A 19,512-nucleotide genomic window follows, 5' to 3' on the forward strand; every position below is an offset into this window, starting at 1 on the left:
GTCCTTCAGCCAGAGTTGATGAGCGCGACGCGGGACCATCCCACACGCATTGGCCCGTACGACATCATCCAGCTGCTTGGTGAAGGCGGTATGGGGGTCGTGTATGAAGCCGAGGAAACGGAACCGGTCCGGCGTCGAGTCGCGCTCAAGCTGATCCGCGCGGGTCTTGACGAGGCGCGCGATCTGCTGGCGCGCTTCGATGCGGAGCGGCGCGCGTTGGCGGTAATGAATCATCCCGGCATTGCACGGGTGCTGCAGGCCGGGAGCACCGAAACGGGTCAGCCGTACTTTGCCATGGAGCTCGTGCGCGGGTTGCCGCTCACGGAGTACTGTGACACGCGTCGGCTCAGCGTGCGCGATCGCCTGCAACTGTTCATCGGCATCTGCGAAGCAGTGCAGCACGCCCACCAGAAGGGTGTGATTCATCGCGACCTCAAGCCGTCCAACATTCTGGTTACCGACGAAGAGGGACATCCACAGCCGAAGATCATCGACTTCGGCATCTCGAAAGTGCTTGGGCCACCGCAGTCGGAGCAGCTGGCCAAGACGCTGGCCGGCTTTGCCATGGGCACCGTGGCCTACATGAGTCCCGAGCAAGCCAGCAGCACCGCGATTGACGTGGACACGCGGGCCGACATCTACTCGCTTGGTGTGATGCTGTATGAATTGCTCGTGGGGCATCTTCCGGTCGACCCAGCGGTGGTCGGGTACTACGAGTTTCTGGCGCGGCTCTCGAGCGGAGACACCAGTCCGCCCACGCCCAGTGTCGGACTGTCGAGCGCCGTCGCGCGGAGCGAGACCATCGCGCATCGCCGTCGTACCGACTGGCGTCACCTGCAGGCGGAACTACGCGGGGATCTCGACTGGATCGTGATGAAGGCGATGCACCCCGACCGGTCGCATCGCTACGAAACGGCGAACGGACTTGCTGCGGACATCCGGCGCTATCTGAGCCACGAGCCGGTGTCGGCGCGCCCTGCGAGCACGCGCTACCGTATGGGCAAGTTCATCCGTCGGCACAAGGTCGGGGTGATCGTGGTAGGCGTGGCCACCGTGCTGGTAACAGCGAGTTCGGTGGCGGCCACGATAGGCTTTGTCCGTGCGCGCCGGGCCGAACAGCTAGCGGCGCGGGAAGCGGAATCGGCCAAGCAGGTGGCCGATTTCATGGTGGACCTGTTCCGCCAGTCCGACCCCACGGTATCACGTCGTGGCAGTGTCACGGCGCAGGCGATTCTCGATCAGGGCATACGCCGTGTTACCACCGACCTCGCGTCGCAGCCGCTGCTCCAATCGCGACTCATGCAAACCATGGGTACGGTGCAGACGGCGCTGGGCCGGTATCCGGAAGCGCGAGCCCTGCTCGAAGACGTGTTGCGCACACGCGAACGGATGTTGGGCAAGGACGATGTGCTGGTTGGCGAGACGCTCACCTCGCTGGGCGAACTGACGCGAGATTTTGGCGATCTGGACGCCGCCGACAGGTACCTGGTGCGCGCGCTTGCTATTCGCGAACGCGCCTACGGACGGTCGCACAAGGACGTGGCCTCCACGTTGTCCATGCTGGCGGCACTGCGCTGGCGGCAATCGAGGTTGGCCGAGGCGGAGTTGTTGTATCGTCGTGTCCTCGACATCGACGCCGACGTCCGCACTCCCGACGACGCGCGGACGCTGCGCGATATGCGCGGGCTGGCCGCCGTGTATCGCGCACAGCAGCGCAACGCCGAGGCCGACTCACTCTGGCGCACCACCTTGGCCCGTCAGGAGCGAACACTGGGCAGCGACCACCCGGACGTGGGAAGCACGCTCAACAACATCGGCGCGAACTATTACTCCGACGGCAAATACGAAGAAGCCGCCGTGTACTACGAGCGTGCCCGTCTCATTATGGAAAAGGCGTATGGCGTGGAGCATCCACTGACCGTGAGTGTGATGAACAATCAGGCCGAAGTCCTTTGGAAACTCAAACGGTACGCGGCGGCGGAACCGCTGTTCCGGCAGGCACTCGCAGCCAAGGAGCGATTGTACGCGCCGGAGCACGCGTCCATTGCGGTGTCGTTGAATGGGCTGGCCGGCGTGCTGCGTGACAGCAAACGCGAAGCGGAAGCGGAGCCCTTGTACACCCGTGCGTTGGCCATCCGGGAAATTGGCAAGGGTTCGGCGGATCTCGGGGAGACGCTGCGGGACTACGCGCTGCTGCTGCGGGCCACGAACCGGGCCGTGTTGGCGGCCCAGCTGGAACAGCGGGCGGTGGCGCTCAAGTAGCGTTCACGTAGCGCTCAAGTAGCGTTCACGAAACGACGCGTTAAGCGGCCGAGAGCGACTGCAGCGCCAGCCCGCGTAGGCGTTCGACGTGGGCGCGTACGCGCTCATCGTCGAGATCTTCAAGATGCTTGAGGAACGTGCCGAGCGAGGTCGGACGATGTCGGGCGAGCACTTCGAGCGCCGCGATCGCCGGGTCGACCGGGCCCCCATGCGCCAACGTACGGGCGCAGAACCGAACGAGTCCCTGATGCGTCTCCTTCTCGGTGCTCGCGTACATCGCGCAGATGAGATCCATCTGCACCTCCGGCTTATTCTCGCGGTCGAGCGCTGCGACGAGGATGGTTGCCGGAATGCGTGCTTCACAATGTTCCAGCGCATGCAACGCAGTACGGCGCACCTCCGATGTGGCGTCGCTCAGGGCCAGCAGCAGTGCTTGCTGGGCCAACTCGGTCCCGAGACAACCCAAGGCGTCGACGACCGCCATGCGCACGCGACTATCAGAATGCATGAGCGTCTGCACCAGCGCTTCCGTCGCATCAGTAACCCGTAGCGCGCCAAGCAGCGCCGCCGCGTTGCGCACAACGTACCATTGCGGATGACGCAGGCTGGTCACGAACTGTGCTGACCGCACACCGACGGCAACGATGACGTCAAAGACGGCGCGTCGCTCGCCGGCGGTCGGCGCCGCCGATAGTTGTGCGAAGAGCGCCTGGACCGCGAGCTCGCCCGCGCGCGCCAGCAGATCGCGGAGCGGATCTCCAACCGCTGTTGCCGGCTCGCCCATCGGAATGAGTCGCACCACCACACGAAGCGCGTCTATCGAGGCGAGCGCGTCGAATCGGCTCTCCTGAGTGGCACTCGTGGGGTCGGTCGCGCGGCGCTCGCTGTCGAAGACCGCCCGCAATGCTGAAAAGGCACCGCGCGGGTCGTCGGCCGCGATCGCTGCGGTCAACTGCGCCGCGATGTCGCCACCGTCGGATGCACACGTGTTCAGTGCAACGACATCGGCACGAGGAGTGAAAAACTGGACCGTGATGCGCCAGACGCCCAAACGCGTCCAAAGGTCGGCAAACGAAGGACCGTCGGCCCGCGGAGGCCCATTCAGCAGCGCGGCCAGTTGCAGGATATCACGCTCCGCCACATCGCGACCGACGTACAGCGAGCGCACGCGATGAACGGACATCATGCGACGGAGTGTCTGCGCGGTATCAGTCGGTACAGGGTCATCGTTGACCAGCAGCTGATCCTCTTCGCACACCATGAGCACAGCGCCGCCGCTGGCCAGTACCTGCGCCCGCGCGACACTCCTCCCAATCTCTCGCGTTGGCGTTCCGTTACTCAATTGATCGAGCAACTGCGACAGCACTTGAGAGAACGGAGCACTGGGCAGCGGCTCCACGCGCACCGCGGCTGGTGGCACCAACGCGAGCGTCGGTGCCGGATCCTCGTCCGACACGTTCACCTCCCTTCCGTGCATTCGACCGCTGTCGGTGGAACGTGCTCAATCGCGTGCTCAATCGCGTGCTCAATCGCGTGCTCAATCGCGTGACTAATCGCGTGACTAATCGCGTGACTAATCGCGTGATCGAGCGCCGATCGCAGCGCGTCCGGCGTCAATGGCTTGCGCAATGTCGTGTCGAACGATGTTCCGGACATGGACCAAGGCGTATCGGCTGTTGCGCCACTGCGCAAGCTCATCACGGGCAGGGATGCATCATCGAAACGGAGCAACAACCCGATGGAATCGCAATCCATGCTCGACAGCGATTCGTCGTAGAGCACCACGTCGATCGGCGTCTTGGCGTCTCGTAGCTGCGCCGCCAACGCGAGTGCCTCATCGGTCTCCACCGCGGTGTACACGGTCCATCCATGCGCTTCCAGCGACACGCGTGCCCACTGCAGCAACGACGGATAATCGTCGAGAATCAGTACTCGACGATCTTGGACTGCGCATGCAGGATGGGTCAAAAGCGCCCGGGTGGTCGAGAGCGTAACCCACGACGCGAGGTCGCGTTCGCGATCGGCGGTGCGCAGGAGCACGCCCGCGGAGTCGGTCGCGTTTCCCGCGACGGTTGTGCGCCCATAGCGCACCGTGCACGGAGGCCCACCGCTGCCTTCGAGCACACGGGTCACCCGGTCCACGAGCGACAGCGCCGCCGGGTGACCGTGAAACGGCTCCAGCACGGCAAACGCGTTGGCCGACACGCGCGCGCAGACGGCCTCCGGTTCAGCTGCCTGCACGATCGCCGCCGCGACGGTCATCACGGCGACATCATCGCCGTCGAGCTGCAGCGAATGCAATACATAGCCGTTCGGCTGGCCGGCCGGCGTACGAATCGCACGCCGTACGGCGTGTTCGAAACCCGACCGGCTGGAAAGCCCAGTCAGTGCATCGACAGCGCTTGGTTGCGCGTGATCACGTGACCATCGCTCCCGTTCGACGCGCATTGTTTCGTGCGATGTCGTGAGTTCGTCGAGTGCCGCCCGAAGCTGCAGCTGCGCCACGGCCGCCGTGGCGAGGTCGCGCAACGTCTGCAGCTCGGACTCGAGCCACGGGCGAGGCTCCGTGCCGATTGCGCAGAGTGCGCCCAGCGTCTCGCCCTCACGGGTGATGAGCGGTACGCCGGCGTAGGCCACGACACCGAGATCCGTGATGGCGGGATTGTGACGCACCCGCTGGTCCAGCCGCGCATCTTCGATGACGAGCGGCTCGTCAGCGATCACGACATGCTGGCAGAACGAATGCGAAAGCGGCGTGCCACGAGCGATTCCGGCCCATCCGTCGAGGCCATTCAATCCCGCGAAGGACTGTCCTCGGTCGTCCACCAGCGACACGGCCGCGACGGGAACGCCCAGCATCGTGCAGACCACGCGCGCCAAACCGTCGAGCACTTCGTCGCGGCCCCCGTGAAGCAGCTTCGTGGCCCGCAGCGCCGCCAGCCGCGCGCCGTCGCGGAGGACACGATGGGCTTCGGGATCCGCCGTGGACCGCCAGTACGATGGAATTGGGGACATGGAATCTTGGACGGACCCTGGTGGAAGTCGGTCTGCTCTCGCGGCAGGCAACTGAAGACTCGGACGATCTGTGGCGCGTAACATGCCCGAGGGCGGCAAACACCTGAACTTCAGATCGCCGCGCCGGCACCGATACTCGTTTCAAAGGTGCGATTCGGACGGCTCTGACATGCGCCGCGGCATGTGGGCTGGCGATTCCGTAGGCACGTGTCGTCCGGAGAACGCATGGTGGATGAAGGCGAATCGCTGAAAAACTCGGTGGAGATTCAGGGCATCTCTCGTGCCTTCTGGGCGTGCGTCGTCACGCTGGTCAGTTTTTCGCTCGGCTCGCTACTTCTGATGTTTTGGCTTACGAGCGCCATGACATCCGACGGGCTTCGGGTGAACATGAGCGGGCGGCAGCGGATGCTCACGCAGCGGCTCGTCGCGATGGCCTATGCGTCATCGGGTCGCTCCGAAGCGGACCCGCGGTCGGCCGTGATCCGTGACGAGTGGACGGCGGCTTGGGAACGCCTCGGCGAAGGAGCCGTGCCGATCGATCAGCCGACGCATTACGCGGCCGCGCAGGTGTCGTATAACAACGTGGTGGCGGCACTTTCCACAACGGATACGACCGCGAGCATCGATCGGCTGGATACCGTCGCCCAGCGATTCGTGAGCGATCTCGACGCCTTGACTAGCGCGCTCGCGTCCACGGAGTCGCGACACGTGGTGCGGCTTCGCCTTGTGCAAGGCATCTTCACCGCCGCTCTGATCGCGATGCTGTTGCTCCTGCATCGGTTTGCTCTGCGGCCGACGCTTCGAAACGCGAACACGATGGTGGTGGCTCAGCGTCTGCTGAACGCACAACTGTCAACGGCCAACGATGCGCTCGCGACCTCCACCGATGAGCTGGAACAACAGAACGAGCGATTGCGCGAACAGCGGCATTCCCTGCAGGAAAGCGAGGAAGAACTCCGGGCCCAACAGGTGACGCTGCTCGACCAGCGCGCCCAATTGGAGAACGCCGCTGTGGTGTTGAACCGGTTCGCCGGCGCCCTCGATGCCACGCCAGACTACGTGATCATGGTGGCGCTTGACGGGACGGTGGTCTACGCCAATCCGGCGGCGCAAGCATCCATACGCAATGTGTCACGTCACCGCGGACGCCATCTGCTCCGCTATCTGGGCCGAGATGATGCTCGTCGCGTGCAGGCGGAGATCGTGCCCGAAGCAATGCAGTGTGGGGTGTGGCAGGGAGAGTTGACGTTACGCCCCAGCTCCACAGTTGAGCATCATGCGAACGTGACCATCATGGCGCAGCGCGATCGGTTCGGGTACACCGACGTCTTCGTGGTCATCGCGCACGACATGCGCGCCGAACATGACCTTCGGCAGTCGCTCGCCGGGCGCGAGGCACTACACCGTGCCGTCATTGATTCTCTTGTTGAGGGCGTGGTCGTCCAAGATCGCGAGGGGAAGATCATTACCTGGAATCAGAGCGCCGCGCGCATTCTCGGGCTCAGCAACGAACAGCTGGCAGGTCGGACGTCGTATGACGAAGGGTGGGAGGCCACCTATGCCGATGGGCGTCCACTGCCTGGCGACGAACATCCGATCTCCCGCGCGCGCTTACTGGGGGAGTCCGTCGATGCTTTTCAGATGCGCGTAAGTGCGCAGCCCGGGCACCTGCGCCACCTGTCGGTCAACGCCAGGCCGATGTTCATGAACGACCTCGACGACCGGCCGGGCGCCGTGGCGAGCTTCTCTGACGTGACGGCCGAGGTGGCCCTGTCCGAGGAGATGCGGCGTCTCTCCCTCATTGTGAAGCAAAGTGACTATGCGGTCACCATCACCGACCGCGAATCCCGGATCACGTGGGTCAACGATGCCTTCACGTCGTTGACCGGATACCAGGAAGCCGAGTCCATTGGACAACCAGCGAACCGGCTGCGGAGCGGGGTGCACAGCGCGCCAGAGTCACTGGCGCGCATGCGCGAAGCGGTCGAGCGCGGCGAGAGCTTGGTTGAGGAGTTGCTGAGCTACCGACGGGATGGCACACCGTACTGGGCGGAGGTCGCGATCACTCCACTGCGTGATGCGCAAGGGACGTTGACCGGCTTCGTGAGCCTCTCGCGGAACGTGACAGCGCGTCGCGTCGCTGACCGTGAGCGTCAGACGCTGGCGGCGGCCTTGGCGGTGACGGCCGACGGCATTGCGATCGTGGATGCGGCGGGCGCACTCGAGTTCACGAACGAGGCGCTCACACGGCAGTTGGGTGTCACCGCCGACGACCTGCAGGGACGGCTCTGGTTGTCCTTGTACGATCAGCCCACCGCGTTGTCTCTCACCTCGCATGTGCGGCAATCGGTTACGCCGCTGGGATTCTGGAACGGCGAGGTCGAGGCGCGACGCGAGAACGGCACGGAGTTTCCACAGGAACTCTCGATCACCGCGCTCCCCCACGGCGGCATGGTCGTGGTGGTCCGTGACATCTCCGACCGTCGACAGGCGGTGGATCACCTGCGCTTCTTGTCGACGCGCGACGAACTTACCGGGTTGCTCAACCGACGAGGCTTCATGGAAGTCAGCCGTCCGGTACTGGCGGGCGCGCTCCGCGCCGGTCAACCGTGCGCGCTGCTTTATGGCGATCTCGATCAGTTCAAGCAGATCAACGACAAATACGGGCACGGCTGCGGGGATCGGGCACTCCAAGAGATATCGAAAATCCTCGTGGCCACGTTTCGGACGGAAGACGTGGTGGCGCGGCTCGGCGGTGACGAGTTCACGGTGTTGGCGCGTGGACTCACTCCCGCCGATCTTCCCGCGCTGCTGCTTCGGCTCGAGCAGACGGTGGCCGCCCATAATGCCCGTCGATCGGGCGATCCCACAGGCGACTGGCGTCTGGGCCTCAGCCTCGGGGTAGCGTATGCCAAGGCGGGAGACGCGGAGAATTTCGACGCCTTGCTGAAGCGTGCCGATGCCGAGCAGTATCTCGTGAAGTCGGAGCGGCGACGGCGGTCAGCGGCCTAACGGTCGCGCCGCGGGCGTATCGAACTGTCGTCGTGGAACGTAGCATATCAGAATGCGGCATGCCGTTTTTTGCATCTCACCCTCTTCTGATGGAAGGTCGACGCCATGAATCTCGTCGTCGGGGCAACGGGCTTGGTCGGTAGCGAAGTATGTCGTCAATTGGCGGCGGCCGGTCGACCGCTCCGGGCTCTCGTGAGGCCCACGTCCGATCGCGCCAAAGTTGAATTCCTGAAGGGTCTGGACGTGGACATTGTTCAGGGCGACTTAAAAGAGCGCTTGTCTTTGGAGGACGCCTGCCGGGGTGTGGGAGCGGTCATTTCGACGGCCTCGGCGACGATCTCTCGACAGGAAGGGGACTCCATCCAGACCGTCGACTTGGAGGGTCAGCTCAGCCTCATCGACGCGGCGAAGGCCGCCGGGGTCGAGCACTTCGTACTGATCTCATTTCCTGAGACGCCAGACGAATTCCCGCTCCAGACCGCCAAGCGCCGCGTGGAAGCGCACCTGAAGGGTAGCGGGCTGGCGTATACCATTTTGCAGCCGACCCTCTTTATGGAGGTGTGGTTGAGCCCTGCGCTCGGGTTCAATGCCGCCGGTGCCGAGGCGCAGGTCTACGGCGGTGGGCAGAACAAGATCAGCTGGATTTCGTACACGGACGTGGCCAAGTTTGCTGTCGCCGCCTTGAGCAATCCCGACGCACGCAACGCGACCATCAAGCTGGGCGGGCCGGAGGCGCTCAGTCCGCTGGAGGTGGTGCGTGTGTTTGAGCAGGTGAGCGGTAAGGAATTTTCCGTAAATCACGTGCCGGTTGACGCGCTGCGGGCGCAAAAAGGGGCGGCCGCTGATCCGCTCCAGGAATCGTTCGCGGCGCTGATGCTCTCGTATGCGCGCGGAGAAGTCATCGAGATGGCGGGAACGCTGCGAATGGTTCCCGGGCCGTTGCGCTCCGTCAGGGAGTATGCGGCGGCTCAGGCGACGGCGTAGCACAAGCGAGCATGGCCGTTCCATCGAGAAGGCACCATTCCTGTCAGCGACCGAAAAGCGAGACATCTTCTACAACAACGCGGCGCGATTCCTTCGGCTTAGCGACGCGGAGATTGCACGCCATCACGGCCGCTCGCGATGTGGGGTGATGTCATCGTCGTACGGGGGGGACAGATGACACCGATCGGCGCGCCACATCGGTTAACCGCGCACGCAATGGCCCCTTCCATCAACGCCCGCTCACCCGTGTTCGGCTTGGGCCCGTAGCTTCCAGCTGCGTTGCAGCTGCTCAGGCCATCTCGCGTGCGCGCGTCGCGGGTCGAAGGTAGCGACGGCGACGCGTTGCAGGCACCGAACGTTCCTCATCCGCAAGGTCCCGCATGTCAGCCTCCTCCGCAGCGAACTCTTGCCTCGACCGTGTTGGAGCCCTTGTTCGACCCATGCCGGTCGTCACCGCCGTCTTGGCGGCCGTGCTGTTCGGATGCACCGCGCCACCCCCCGCCGGAGGCACGCTGTCCGACGGTGCACCGGCGGCAGACCTCGCGGCCGTACGCCGAGCGGTGAGGGATGCCGACAGCGCGTTCGCGGCGGCGGCCACCGCCCACGACTTGGAGGGAAGCGTCGCCAGCCTCACGGCCGACGCGATCATGTTCCCGCCCGATCTGCCGCCGATCGTCGGCAGATCGGCGATCCGAGAGTATATGCGGCAGTCGTTCGCGACGCCGCACTTCTCCATCACGTGGACCACGGATACCGTCGTCGTGGTGGCCGGCGGGGACATGGCGTATAGCTTCGCGCGAAGCCGCTACACGTTCCCGGCACATTCCGGCCGACCCGACGCGGTAGATACCGCCTAGGGCAAGGGCATGAGCGTGTGGCGGCAAGACAGGGACGGGCGTTGGCGCGCGACGGCTGACAATTGGAACGGGGCGCCGACGCTCCCGCCCATTGTCCCGGTCCACTCTCCCGACTGATATCATGCGCCGTCGCGGCACCGAGTTCTCGAGGGAGGCGCCGCGCCGGAGACGAGCGCGGGTCTGATCGCCGAGCAGCCCCTCTTCATGGTGGGGATGGCACGATTGACGGTAACGGAAAGGCAGACGCTTGTCTCACCCATCGGGGCCTCAAGGCGGCGGAACGCCTTACCCCGTCACGATCGATGACCAGCAACGCTTCCCCTGACAGCGAACGCGCGCGCCGCACGGCACCGCCTTCGCTGTCAGGGGATATGCACTGATTCCCACAAACTCGATTGCATTGTCATTCAGGCTCACGTGCTGCTGGCCGACCGCGGTGTGTCGAACGCCGTGTTTACAGCGACGTGCTGCAGATCCGTCCACGCAGCGATACCGACAGCGAGTACGTGTTGAAGTTGATGACACCTGTATTGCGGAACGAGCCTGTTGCACCGGCAAAGACACCGGTTCCGCTGGCCACGGTGAGCACGTCATTCACGCGACAGGTGCCGACGTCCTTGCCGGCGGGTGCGCACACTGCGCGGTCAACCGTGGTGAAGGACCCGTCCGCCGACCTGAAGAAATGGATTAACGTGAGATGCTGCGCGCCTTGAGCCAGTTTCCCCGACACATCCACACCGGTCACGATCGATCCGAGCATGCCGTTTACGCCGGCGACCGTGGCGGGGAAGGGGACCGCTCCGAGCCCGTACGAACCGGTCGGATATTCGACCACGCCGAGCGCGGCCGTGGTTTCCAGCAGGACCTGCGCGCAGTTTGCCGCCGCCGTCGCAGCGCGCGTGCTCTCAGGCTCCACCATGGTGGGCGCGGCGTCGCCGCAGCCGGCTGTGAAGAATGCCGTGGCGGCCAGCAGGCTACGTGTCAGGAAACGAGCGGAGGCGTGATACATGAGAGTGCTCCAGTGGGAGAATGGTGGGACCAGATGGCGCGACGTGGCGGAACGACGATCAGGCAGTGCGTCTTTCCTTTCGGAATGCTAGATCGCGGCCGTTAGGTGACCGTTAGCCGGCCATCGCGCTCGCGTCGCTCATCGCGCCGGCGCTGCTGGCGAGCACGACGGTGCGTTGCGAGTCACTGGGGCGCCGCGCCGCGAAGGGCCACGCGGCGCCAGCCACTGCGGCGCATCACGTGTCCGTCGGCATCGTAGGCGGTCGCGCGCCAGCGCACGATCACGGTCTCGCGACTCCAGACCAACGCGGGCACCTCGTAGTCCGTGGTGATCGCCGGCAGGAGCGCACTCCACACCGCTGTACCAGTTACGGATTCCAACTCCACGCCATAGGTCGATGCACCGGGCTCGGGGCTCCAGCGAATCCGAAAGGTCGAATCGGTGCGTGATTCCGCCGACTCCGCCGGCTCTAGCGGCGCCAGTCGCGTCCGGCCACCACGCGCGACGGGCGCACCGTCCCCCAAAACGACATACCGCAACACGGGCATGGGAAACCCTGCCACCGCGCCGGCGTGTACAAGACCGGTGCCCGCTCCGGCGTCACCAAGATCAGAATCGCCAGCACGGTCATCGCTTGCCTCGAGGCGCAAGAGCACGAGATACGTGCCCTCGCTGGCTGATGGCAATCGGGCGGGATCGGGCCCTCGTAGCGTCATGCTGGTTCCAGGTGGCACGAATACGTTGAAGCGTTGCACCTGCGAGAACCGCCGCTGCGAACCGCGTGCTTCGCGAGGCAATGCGCCTTCAGCGATCAGGTCGGCGTCAGCGGGCGGCTCCTCACCGGGAAGCACCACTTCCCATCGACCGACTAACTGCCCGGTGCCGTTGTACGTGATGTTCGCGCTGAAGGCGGGCGGCGACTCACCGGCTTGAACCACCTGCACGTTATCGCCCCCGGCGAACTGTACGCGCACATCGGTCAGGGCGAATGGCACGTTCGCCTGTCCACCGGTCAGACGACAGGTAACCGCGATGTACTCGTCGGGTCCACCAGCAAGATTCTGAAAGTGACGCACATAAAAGAAGGTCGCGACCGCGCCGTTTCGCGCCGCGAGATACGCGCGGCGACTTACCGACGCCGGAATGGACATGATGTCGGTAAAGCCGCCTTGCCCGCTGCGTCTCGACAGATCGTAACGACCGGGCAGCTGGCCGTAGATCGTCGCCGCGTTGCAGCGGCTTCCGCGATCGGGTGCTGCGCTCACCAGCTCACCGCACCACACCCCCTCAGCGGGCCGCAGGGCCGCGCTGACACCGCCGAAGGTCAAGAACACCGTGGTGGCGTTCATCGCATTGACGCTCACACCAGTGGGATTGACCCGAACCTGAGCGCGTGCCGGCGCGCTCAGTACCATCGCCGCGCCAAGCCACACGGCGGGCACGAGACGAAACCATGTGCGTCGCATTAGAACACCCGCAAGTTGAGGCCGGACGCGATGGACCATTGCTGCTGTGACAACAGCGCCAAGGGATCGAGGGCCGCGCGAAGGAAATCGGGGATGCGCGCCGTCGTGCGCGCGTACCGCACGAACAGCTGTCCGCGGGCACCACCGCTGGCATCACGCCAAAATGCGAGCGGTTGGGTGAGTTCGGCGCGCTGCTCGCTGTTGAGCGTCGTCGGCCCAGTGGGCGGCGTCGTGCGCAACAGCGAGAGGGCGAGGGCCACCGACGTCTGTCGTCCCCGTCGGAGATTTGCATTGAGCGTGGCGCGATTGGTCGTCGACTGCTCCCGCCGTTCTTCAGAGCGCTGCCGATCGTGGCCCAGGTCGAGCGACACGTCAGCTTGTGTACCAAAGAACCCGCTCACGGACACCACATCAGAACCGGCGGAAAAGTCGGAGAGTTCGCGGCTGATCTGTCGGTTGTCTTGATGACTGCGGTTGCGCCGCACGGACACGCGCCACGTCGCGAGCTGCCATTGCGCGCTGGCATCGCTTAACGTGTTGACCTGATCAGGGATATCCTGCGGCCGAAACGTGTCACCGACCGGGATCGACGCGGCCTGCTGCGCGGCGCGATTCACCGACAAGGTCAGAATCGGCCACAGCGCACGATAGCGGCGCATGCGCACCAGGGTGGCTACTGGCAGCGCCAGATTGCCCGACGTTGACCGATCGCGGGTAGAGAGAATGGTGAGAATACGCCCCACGTTGTCGCGCGATTGTGATGCAGCAACTTGTCCGCTTAACGCGCCGAGCGTGAAGGTGACGTCGGCGCCGTCCTGCTGTCGATCCGCCTGCAACGACGCGGCGATGCTGCGGTACAGCGGATCGACGCGCTCGTGACGGGCGGCAACACTCAACGCGATCACGCCAAGTCCACGGACGGTGCGATTCTGCAGCACACTCAGGTTGGATTCAACGAACTGGGCGCTACGGGTCTCGGCTTGGCTGGCCTTGATCGTGGCATTGCCAATCAGTTGCTCATCGAACGCGGCGTTATTGAAGCGGCTTCGAGCAATGCCAGCGCTCAATCGGGCGCGTTGTCCCGGCGACTGCAGATTGAGCTGTGCCGCGCCACCTGCGCTGCGCTCGGCGTCGAGAATCGCGCCTTGCTGAAAGCCGTTCAGCGGTAAGCTCGACGCGTCGAGCAGCGTGAGCTCGAGCTTGGCGGCACCCGGACGCGTGGCGACCAACTCACGACCAAGGCTCATTCCAAGGACCCGATGGTTGGACCGTGTGACACCGAGTGGGTGATCCCAGCCCACAATCGGTGACGCGCTGAGCGCTCCGATGCTGAGCTGCGTTGCGCCACGGGCAACCGCCAGTGATGCGCCGCGTGAACCGAAGCCGTTGGCGAGGTGTCGACTCGTGCCGAACGACGTTTGTCCAAGCGTGAGCGTGGTGCCGCCGGCACGGAGCGCGACGCGCACGTCGGCCAGATCAATACGTGGCGCTCGCTGCTGCAGTTGTCCGAAACGCAGCGCCTCTTCACGGCGGGAGGAGCCGATGTACGAGGTCGAGGTTTCCAACACCACCCGTCCGCGTTCGTGACTTGTTTGTAGCGCGCCATTCAATACGGCATCCTGAAAGGTTGGACGCGCTGGTGCCGGAATACCGCTCGAGCGCCCTGCTGCGAGTTGTCCCTTGTTGCCAACGGTCACCGCGGGCGTGGCAGAAACTCGGGAGAATCCGCTGGCCGTGAGCACGTGCAACACGACCCTGCGCACTTCGATCCACTGCGACTGCACGACACGGTACAAGGCGATGCTCGTGTTGCCCGCCGGCAACGGCTGCAACGTGGGCTGATACGTAATGCCAGCGGCCGAGCGCACGGCCAACGCGGTCACATCGGTGGTGCCCACGATGAGCGCCAGTGTCCCATCGCCATCAGCGAGAGGGTGATCAAGCGAAAACGTAATCGGTGATCGAGCACTGATGGCCCGCGTGGTATCGAGGTTGAGCGTTGCGACGTAGGATGTCGCGATGGAGGGCGTTGCTTGCGCCGACCCAGTCGACGCCACGAGCAGCGTCAATGTCGCGACGTGAGTCGCCACGCCCACGACGCCGCCGGCACAGAGAGAACGGAATTGGCTGGTGATGTGCATGACGCAGGAAGAGACGCAGGGGCCAAGTGGTGGTGCGTGAGGCGCCTTATGGAGTGACGGTGACTGGCACGGTGAGTGTGGAGGTGTATGGCCCAAAAGTTGTCTGACGTGTAAAAGACACGGTCACCAACACGGCCGCGGATTGCGGAGTCAGCGCTTGTGTAGAGAGCGTGACCAATTGGATGAGGTCGCCTGCCCGAAACGGCACCGACGTGGGCGCCACGACGCTGCTGCCATCGCTCTGAACCCGGACGCTCATGGCCTCACCGGTAGGCACGGCGCTATTGAGCCGAATTGTCAGCGACGTGCTTGCTCCTGCCGTCACGGAGACGGGAGAAACGACAGCGCTGGCAAGTACTAACGGGCTCAGAGTCAGTGACGCCGACCTCGACTCGCCATTCGCCGTCGCCTCGATCGTACCGGTACGTGGCGCGGGGATGGCTACACTGCCAACCGCAAACTTCGTGATCAGACTCGAAACCGTGACCACCGCCGGGCACACCAACGCGGGATCGGCGCACGTGATCGAAACCGCCAGCGGCGCGACCGGCACAGCGGTCATAGTAATCGTCGCGCTATCGACGGTCTCGGCGATCGCCGTCGTGCGCTGCAACACAAGGCTGGCGATCGTTGGCGGATCCACCGTCAGTGTGGCTGATCGCGTTTGACCGTCAGCGGTCGCCGTGATAGTGACCACTCGCCGAGTGGGAACGATTGGTGTCGTGATGGTGAATGGCGTGACGGTAGCGCCGACATTAACGACGCTTGGAACGGTCGCCGACGTGGGGTCGCTATTTCCGAGCGCTATGGGAATCGCCGACCCCGTCACTCTAGTATTAAGGCTGATGAAGCCGGATATGGTTCGTCCACCAACTACGGTAGCGCTGCTCGCGCCGGCGCTACCGAGTCCGATCGCGGTTGGCGCTGGTGGCTGTATCATCAACCCAGCGCGCGCAGTGCTGATGGACGCCGTACCCAACGTCGATACCGTGATGCTCGCGGTGCGCACAGCGCTGACATTTTTCGTCGCGATGGTGAGCACCACCGGATTTGTGGTAACGGCAATTGGTGCCGAGCTGACGACCAGGGTGGTGTCGTTCACCGTGGCCGCACTGAACACGATGTTGCCAGCGCTTCCGCCAACGGGGATCTCCGCATTCACGGCAATGGTTGCAGTGACCGTGTTACCGCCTACGGTCTGGTTTGGTGACACCTGCACGCCAACAATCGTGAAGGCGGCCGCACGATCGATCACCGTGAACGAACCGAGTGACGTCGATCCGGCTATCGTTTGAATAGTGACGGGACCCGACGTGGCCGTCTGAGGCAGCACAAACTCGAAACCTTCAACGCCAGGGTTGAAGGTCACTAGCACACCAGGCATTCGCCACGACGCAATCGACAGTGGAGAGCCGATTCGCACCAGTCGCAGGGCGCGCCCAAACACTCGATAACGTTCTCCGCGAACGAGCGTGGTGTTGGCGACAGGCTGAAACTGTCCGTTGCCTGTACTCACCTGCACGTCGGTGACTACTGGAGGTGGTGCATAGAACACGTCGGGGATCGATGTACTACCAGCGGCGTTGGTCAACGTCAGTGTCCCCGTAACCGTATCAGGTAGCACGGGGACGTTCAATTTGATCGAGTCGGCGCCTTGAATGATTGGCGCAAAGCCGGAAAAGAGATCGGCCGACATCTGCGCAGTGGGGAAGTACGCAGCGGAGGTCACGGGGATCGACGTGTTGCCAAACCGAACCGACAGCGTATTGCCAATGCGAACTGTTGGCGCGATGGAAGTCACATTGAGGGTTGATACGCTCGTCAACTTAACGCTGCTCAGGGGCCCCACCGACGCGAGATGTTTCCCCACCAGCACCTGACTCCCGGCGAATAATGCGCGCACTTTCAGCGTGGCGATCTGCTCCACTCGACTGCTCACGAGCTGCGGGAGTTGTGATACCGCGTTGATTGGCGGCAATTCACGCGGCCGAACGATCAGTGAGTCGGCGGGCGCTCCATTGATGGGCGCGTAGAACAGGTTCGCTGGCGCTTGAGTGATGTCAGGCGGGACACGCAGGCGCACGATGCCGTTGACGACCTCAGCACGCACCTCAATGGTTCGCTGACTGTTCGAAAAGTATCGTTTACCAAATTGCGCCCTGATCAGGTAGCCGCGCGGCGCGACGTGCGTGCCCGCGAGCGTGACCTCTTGGTCAATCGGCGCATCGTTGTCCGGCGAGACGGCGGTGACCTTGGGGTCGAGCCCGGCGATCACTACGAACTCAACGGCACCAGGCGCAAGTTCATAATGTGCAGTGGTCTGGTTCTGACCCGACATGCCGCCACTGAGGTTCCCGTCGAAGAAGGCCCGAGTGAGAAACTCGGTACGACCAGCACTATCAACGCGGATGCGAAAGCGCGCTTCCGTTGCGCTCCGGCTCACCGTCGACAGCAAGGTAACGTGACGCTCATCCGCGTCGTATGCGGTGTTGTTGAGTTCTGAACCACTTACAACAAGCGTATACGCTTGACCGACCGTGAAGCGGCCCTGAATGGCCGGCTCTTCAATGCGCATGGCTGAAATCGTACCATGATCGAAGAGCCGCAGATTCACGACGTCAGGACCATTGGTCTCGACGAGGTAGCGGATGCGGAGCTGCAGTGCTCCCAGCGGCGTGGCATTGGTGGTAGTGAGACGAACGGTGATTCTGGTGTTGGCTCCGCCGGTTTTACTCACGATGGTAGCCGACGTACCGCTCACTGTGGCTCCGCTTGGCGTGCGCACCTCTACACCCGTCGAGAGGTCGAGGAAAGATCCTCGGACAACCACATCGGCCGATTGCGTGCGAAACACCGGAACCGTCTGCGATGCGCTAAAGGTGCCAAGATACTCGACCGATGTCACGGTACGACGTGACAGAAGGTCAGAGGCGCGCAGCGAGAAGGCGGCGAACGCCAACAACAGCGGAGGAAGTCGGAGAATACGGGTCACCGCAACACGACCAGCGTAACCGTGCGAGTGAGGGCGACGCTCCCGACTTGCACTTTGAGCGAGCTGGCAGGGGCAACCGTCAGCGAGGAGAGATCGGAAATGGTGCGAGAGGTCAGCGATCCCGTGATGGGGTTCGACGAGGTCACCCGTGCCGTGATCTCGACCTCACTATTCTGCACGACGCCGCGCGTGGCGATAGAAAAGCTCTTGCTCGTTTCGTTCGGCGCAAAAGAAACACGCGCGGGCACAGTGGCGTCGGCTGACGAGGATGCCAGTTGCACGACGAATCCATTGTGGCCGGTTGGTGCGACCAGTCGGCCGGTCGTGGTCGTACCGCCTTGCACGGTCGGATTACCACGTATCAGTCCCGGCGACGCGATGGTGAAATCGGTGATACCTTCGGCAGCGATGGTCATCGTGCGCGACACTGTCGAGTTCCCGACAGTCGCGGTCACCGTCGCCGACGTGTTGACGTCCACATTTTTGGTCACGACGGCGAACCTGACGGACTTTGCGCCAGCGGGAATGGTGATTGTACTCGGCACCAACACCGCGGGTGAACTGCTGGACAACGGCACGATCATGCCGCCGGCCGGTGTGGGACTGTCGCCAAACACTTCAGCCTCCGCCGTATTGCCACCCACGGTGAGCGTTGGCATGTTCATGGCGGACAATCGCCATGCGGGCACCACAATTGTCGCCGTGCGGGACACGGTACCCAAGGCCGCGGTGAGAGTCACTACGGCGGTTTGCGAGACCGGGTTCGTCCGAATTTCGAACTCCGCCACGGTATCGCCTTCCGGGACGCGCACACTTGCTGGCAGGGAGACGGCCGGACTGCTGCTCGAAAGCCGCACCTCCTGACCACCCGCTCCGGCGATATCCGCCAACACAACACGAGCGGGTCTTTGTTTGCCGCCGATCGTCGTGTCGATCGCGACGAAACGCGCGGCAGCAAGAGAGCGAACGTCTTGTATCCCGAGAGATGCCAAGCCGGCAGGGAGGACAGAGAACGTCGTGGTGCGTGATGTGCCAAGTGCGGTCGCGGTGACCGTGACGACTGTCGGTTGATTGACGGGTCGCACGGTCGTGACCGTGAATGTTGTGCCGCTTGCGCCCGCAGGTACCGAAAGCGTCGAGGGGATGGTCGCAATCTCGGGAGGGCTCAGGCTCAGTGTAGCCACCACGCCACCTGTCGGCGCGGGCCCGGCCAGTCGTACCGCTGCTTCGAACGATTTCGTTGGCACGCCGGCAATGTGTGATTCATTCGGCTTGACCGAGACCGACTGCAGCACGGGTGCCAGTACGTTCAACAACACCGACTGTGTGCTCGCACCAATGGTGGCGGATATCGTCACCGCGACGCTTTGCGACGTTGGAATGCACGGAAGCGAGGCGAATCCCGTCGTTTGTCCTGCCGGAATCGTCAGGATGGGTGGTGGAGGTATCACCGACGGTACACTGCTGGTCAATTGCACCGCGGCCTGAGTGGCCGTCGCTTCGGGGAGAGTGACGCGCAGCGGGACGTTGGCGTCGCACGGCGCGCTTGGCTTCGCTGTCGTCAACGTGAACGGCGACTGCGCGCGCAGTGCCGGCGCGCTGATGCAGAGCGACGCGAGCACGACGTGCCATCCGGCGGACGTAAAACGATGCATGCGGGGCCCCTCCAGGAATGCCAGAGAGTACGGTCTCACGGTAGAGTGGCGCGTACGAAAGCGGGTCAGGACTCGGTCGATCACCGGCGCGCTCCAATTGGACTGTGGTGGGACTGGAC

General features: G+C 63.9%; 11 protein-coding genes. 4 read left to right on the plus strand and 7 right to left on the minus strand.

Annotated elements, in window-relative coordinates:
- The first annotated feature begins 18 nt into the window (after nt 1–18).
- The gene (locus ACLL97_RS14045) at nt 19–2,262 is read left to right on the plus strand and encodes a tetratricopeptide repeat protein (protein WP_411281101.1); all 2,244 of its coding nucleotides are present in this window, start codon (nt 19–21) and stop codon (nt 2,260–2,262) included.
- Nucleotides 2,263–2,302: 40 nt separating this feature from the next.
- Here the strand turns inward: ACLL97_RS14045 and ACLL97_RS14050 are convergent, their stop codons facing one another.
- Complete coding sequence (locus ACLL97_RS14050; RefSeq protein ID WP_411281102.1) at nt 2,303–3,718, minus strand: HEAT repeat domain-containing protein; 1,416 nt, start codon at nt 3,716–3,718, stop codon at nt 2,303–2,305.
- Between the two features lie 2 nt (nt 3,719–3,720).
- The gene (locus tag ACLL97_RS14055; RefSeq protein ID WP_411281103.1) at nt 3,721–5,277 is read right to left on the minus strand and encodes a GAF domain-containing protein; all 1,557 of its coding nucleotides are present in this window, start codon (nt 5,275–5,277) and stop codon (nt 3,721–3,723) included.
- Nucleotides 5,278–5,484: 207 nt separating this feature from the next.
- On the opposite strand from ACLL97_RS14055, the gene ACLL97_RS14060 reads away from it, so the two are divergent.
- The 3 genes from ACLL97_RS14060 to ACLL97_RS14070 all read left to right on the plus strand — a co-directional run bounded on the left by ACLL97_RS14060 (nt 5,485) and on the right by ACLL97_RS14070 (nt 10,130).
- The gene (locus ACLL97_RS14060) at nt 5,485–8,289 is read left to right on the plus strand and encodes a PAS domain S-box protein (RefSeq protein ID WP_411281104.1); all 2,805 of its coding nucleotides are present in this window, start codon (nt 5,485–5,487) and stop codon (nt 8,287–8,289) included.
- A gap of 105 nt (nt 8,290–8,394) precedes the next feature.
- Entirely contained in the window at nt 8,395–9,273 is an 879-nt protein-coding gene (locus ACLL97_RS14065; RefSeq protein WP_411281105.1) for an SDR family oxidoreductase, read from the plus strand.
- Between the two features lie 440 nt (nt 9,274–9,713).
- Entirely contained in the window at nt 9,714–10,130 is a 417-nt protein-coding gene (locus ACLL97_RS14070; protein WP_411281106.1) for a YybH family protein, read from the plus strand.
- A 454-nt stretch (nt 10,131–10,584) separates the two neighbouring features.
- Here ACLL97_RS14070 and ACLL97_RS14075 read toward each other — a convergent pair whose 3' ends face one another.
- The 5 genes from ACLL97_RS14075 to ACLL97_RS14095 form a co-directional block, all read right to left on the minus strand.
- On the minus strand, nt 10,585–11,139 hold the full coding sequence (locus ACLL97_RS14075) for a hypothetical protein (protein ID WP_411281107.1): 555 nt from the start codon (nt 11,137–11,139) through the stop codon (nt 10,585–10,587).
- A gap of 182 nt (nt 11,140–11,321) precedes the next feature.
- Complete coding sequence (locus ACLL97_RS14080) at nt 11,322–12,605, minus strand: hypothetical protein (protein WP_411281108.1); 1,284 nt, start codon at nt 12,603–12,605, stop codon at nt 11,322–11,324.
- A complete protein-coding gene (locus ACLL97_RS14085; protein WP_411281109.1) occupies nt 12,605–14,746 on the minus strand; it encodes a hypothetical protein in 2,142 nt (713 codons plus the stop codon). Before ACLL97_RS14085 ends, ACLL97_RS14080 begins: the two co-directional genes overlap by 1 nt.
- A gap of 46 nt (nt 14,747–14,792) precedes the next feature.
- Entirely contained in the window at nt 14,793–17,738 is a 2,946-nt protein-coding gene (locus ACLL97_RS14090; protein WP_411281110.1) for a hypothetical protein, read from the minus strand.
- On the minus strand, nt 17,735–19,393 hold the full coding sequence (locus tag ACLL97_RS14095) for a hypothetical protein (protein ID WP_411281111.1): 1,659 nt from the start codon (nt 19,391–19,393) through the stop codon (nt 17,735–17,737). Before ACLL97_RS14095 ends, ACLL97_RS14090 begins: the two co-directional genes overlap by 4 nt.
- Nucleotides 19,394–19,512: the final 119 nt, after the last annotated feature.

Source organism: Gemmatimonas sp. (assembly GCF_046594945.1).
Lineage (GTDB): Bacteria > Gemmatimonadota > Gemmatimonadetes > Gemmatimonadales > Gemmatimonadaceae > Gemmatimonas.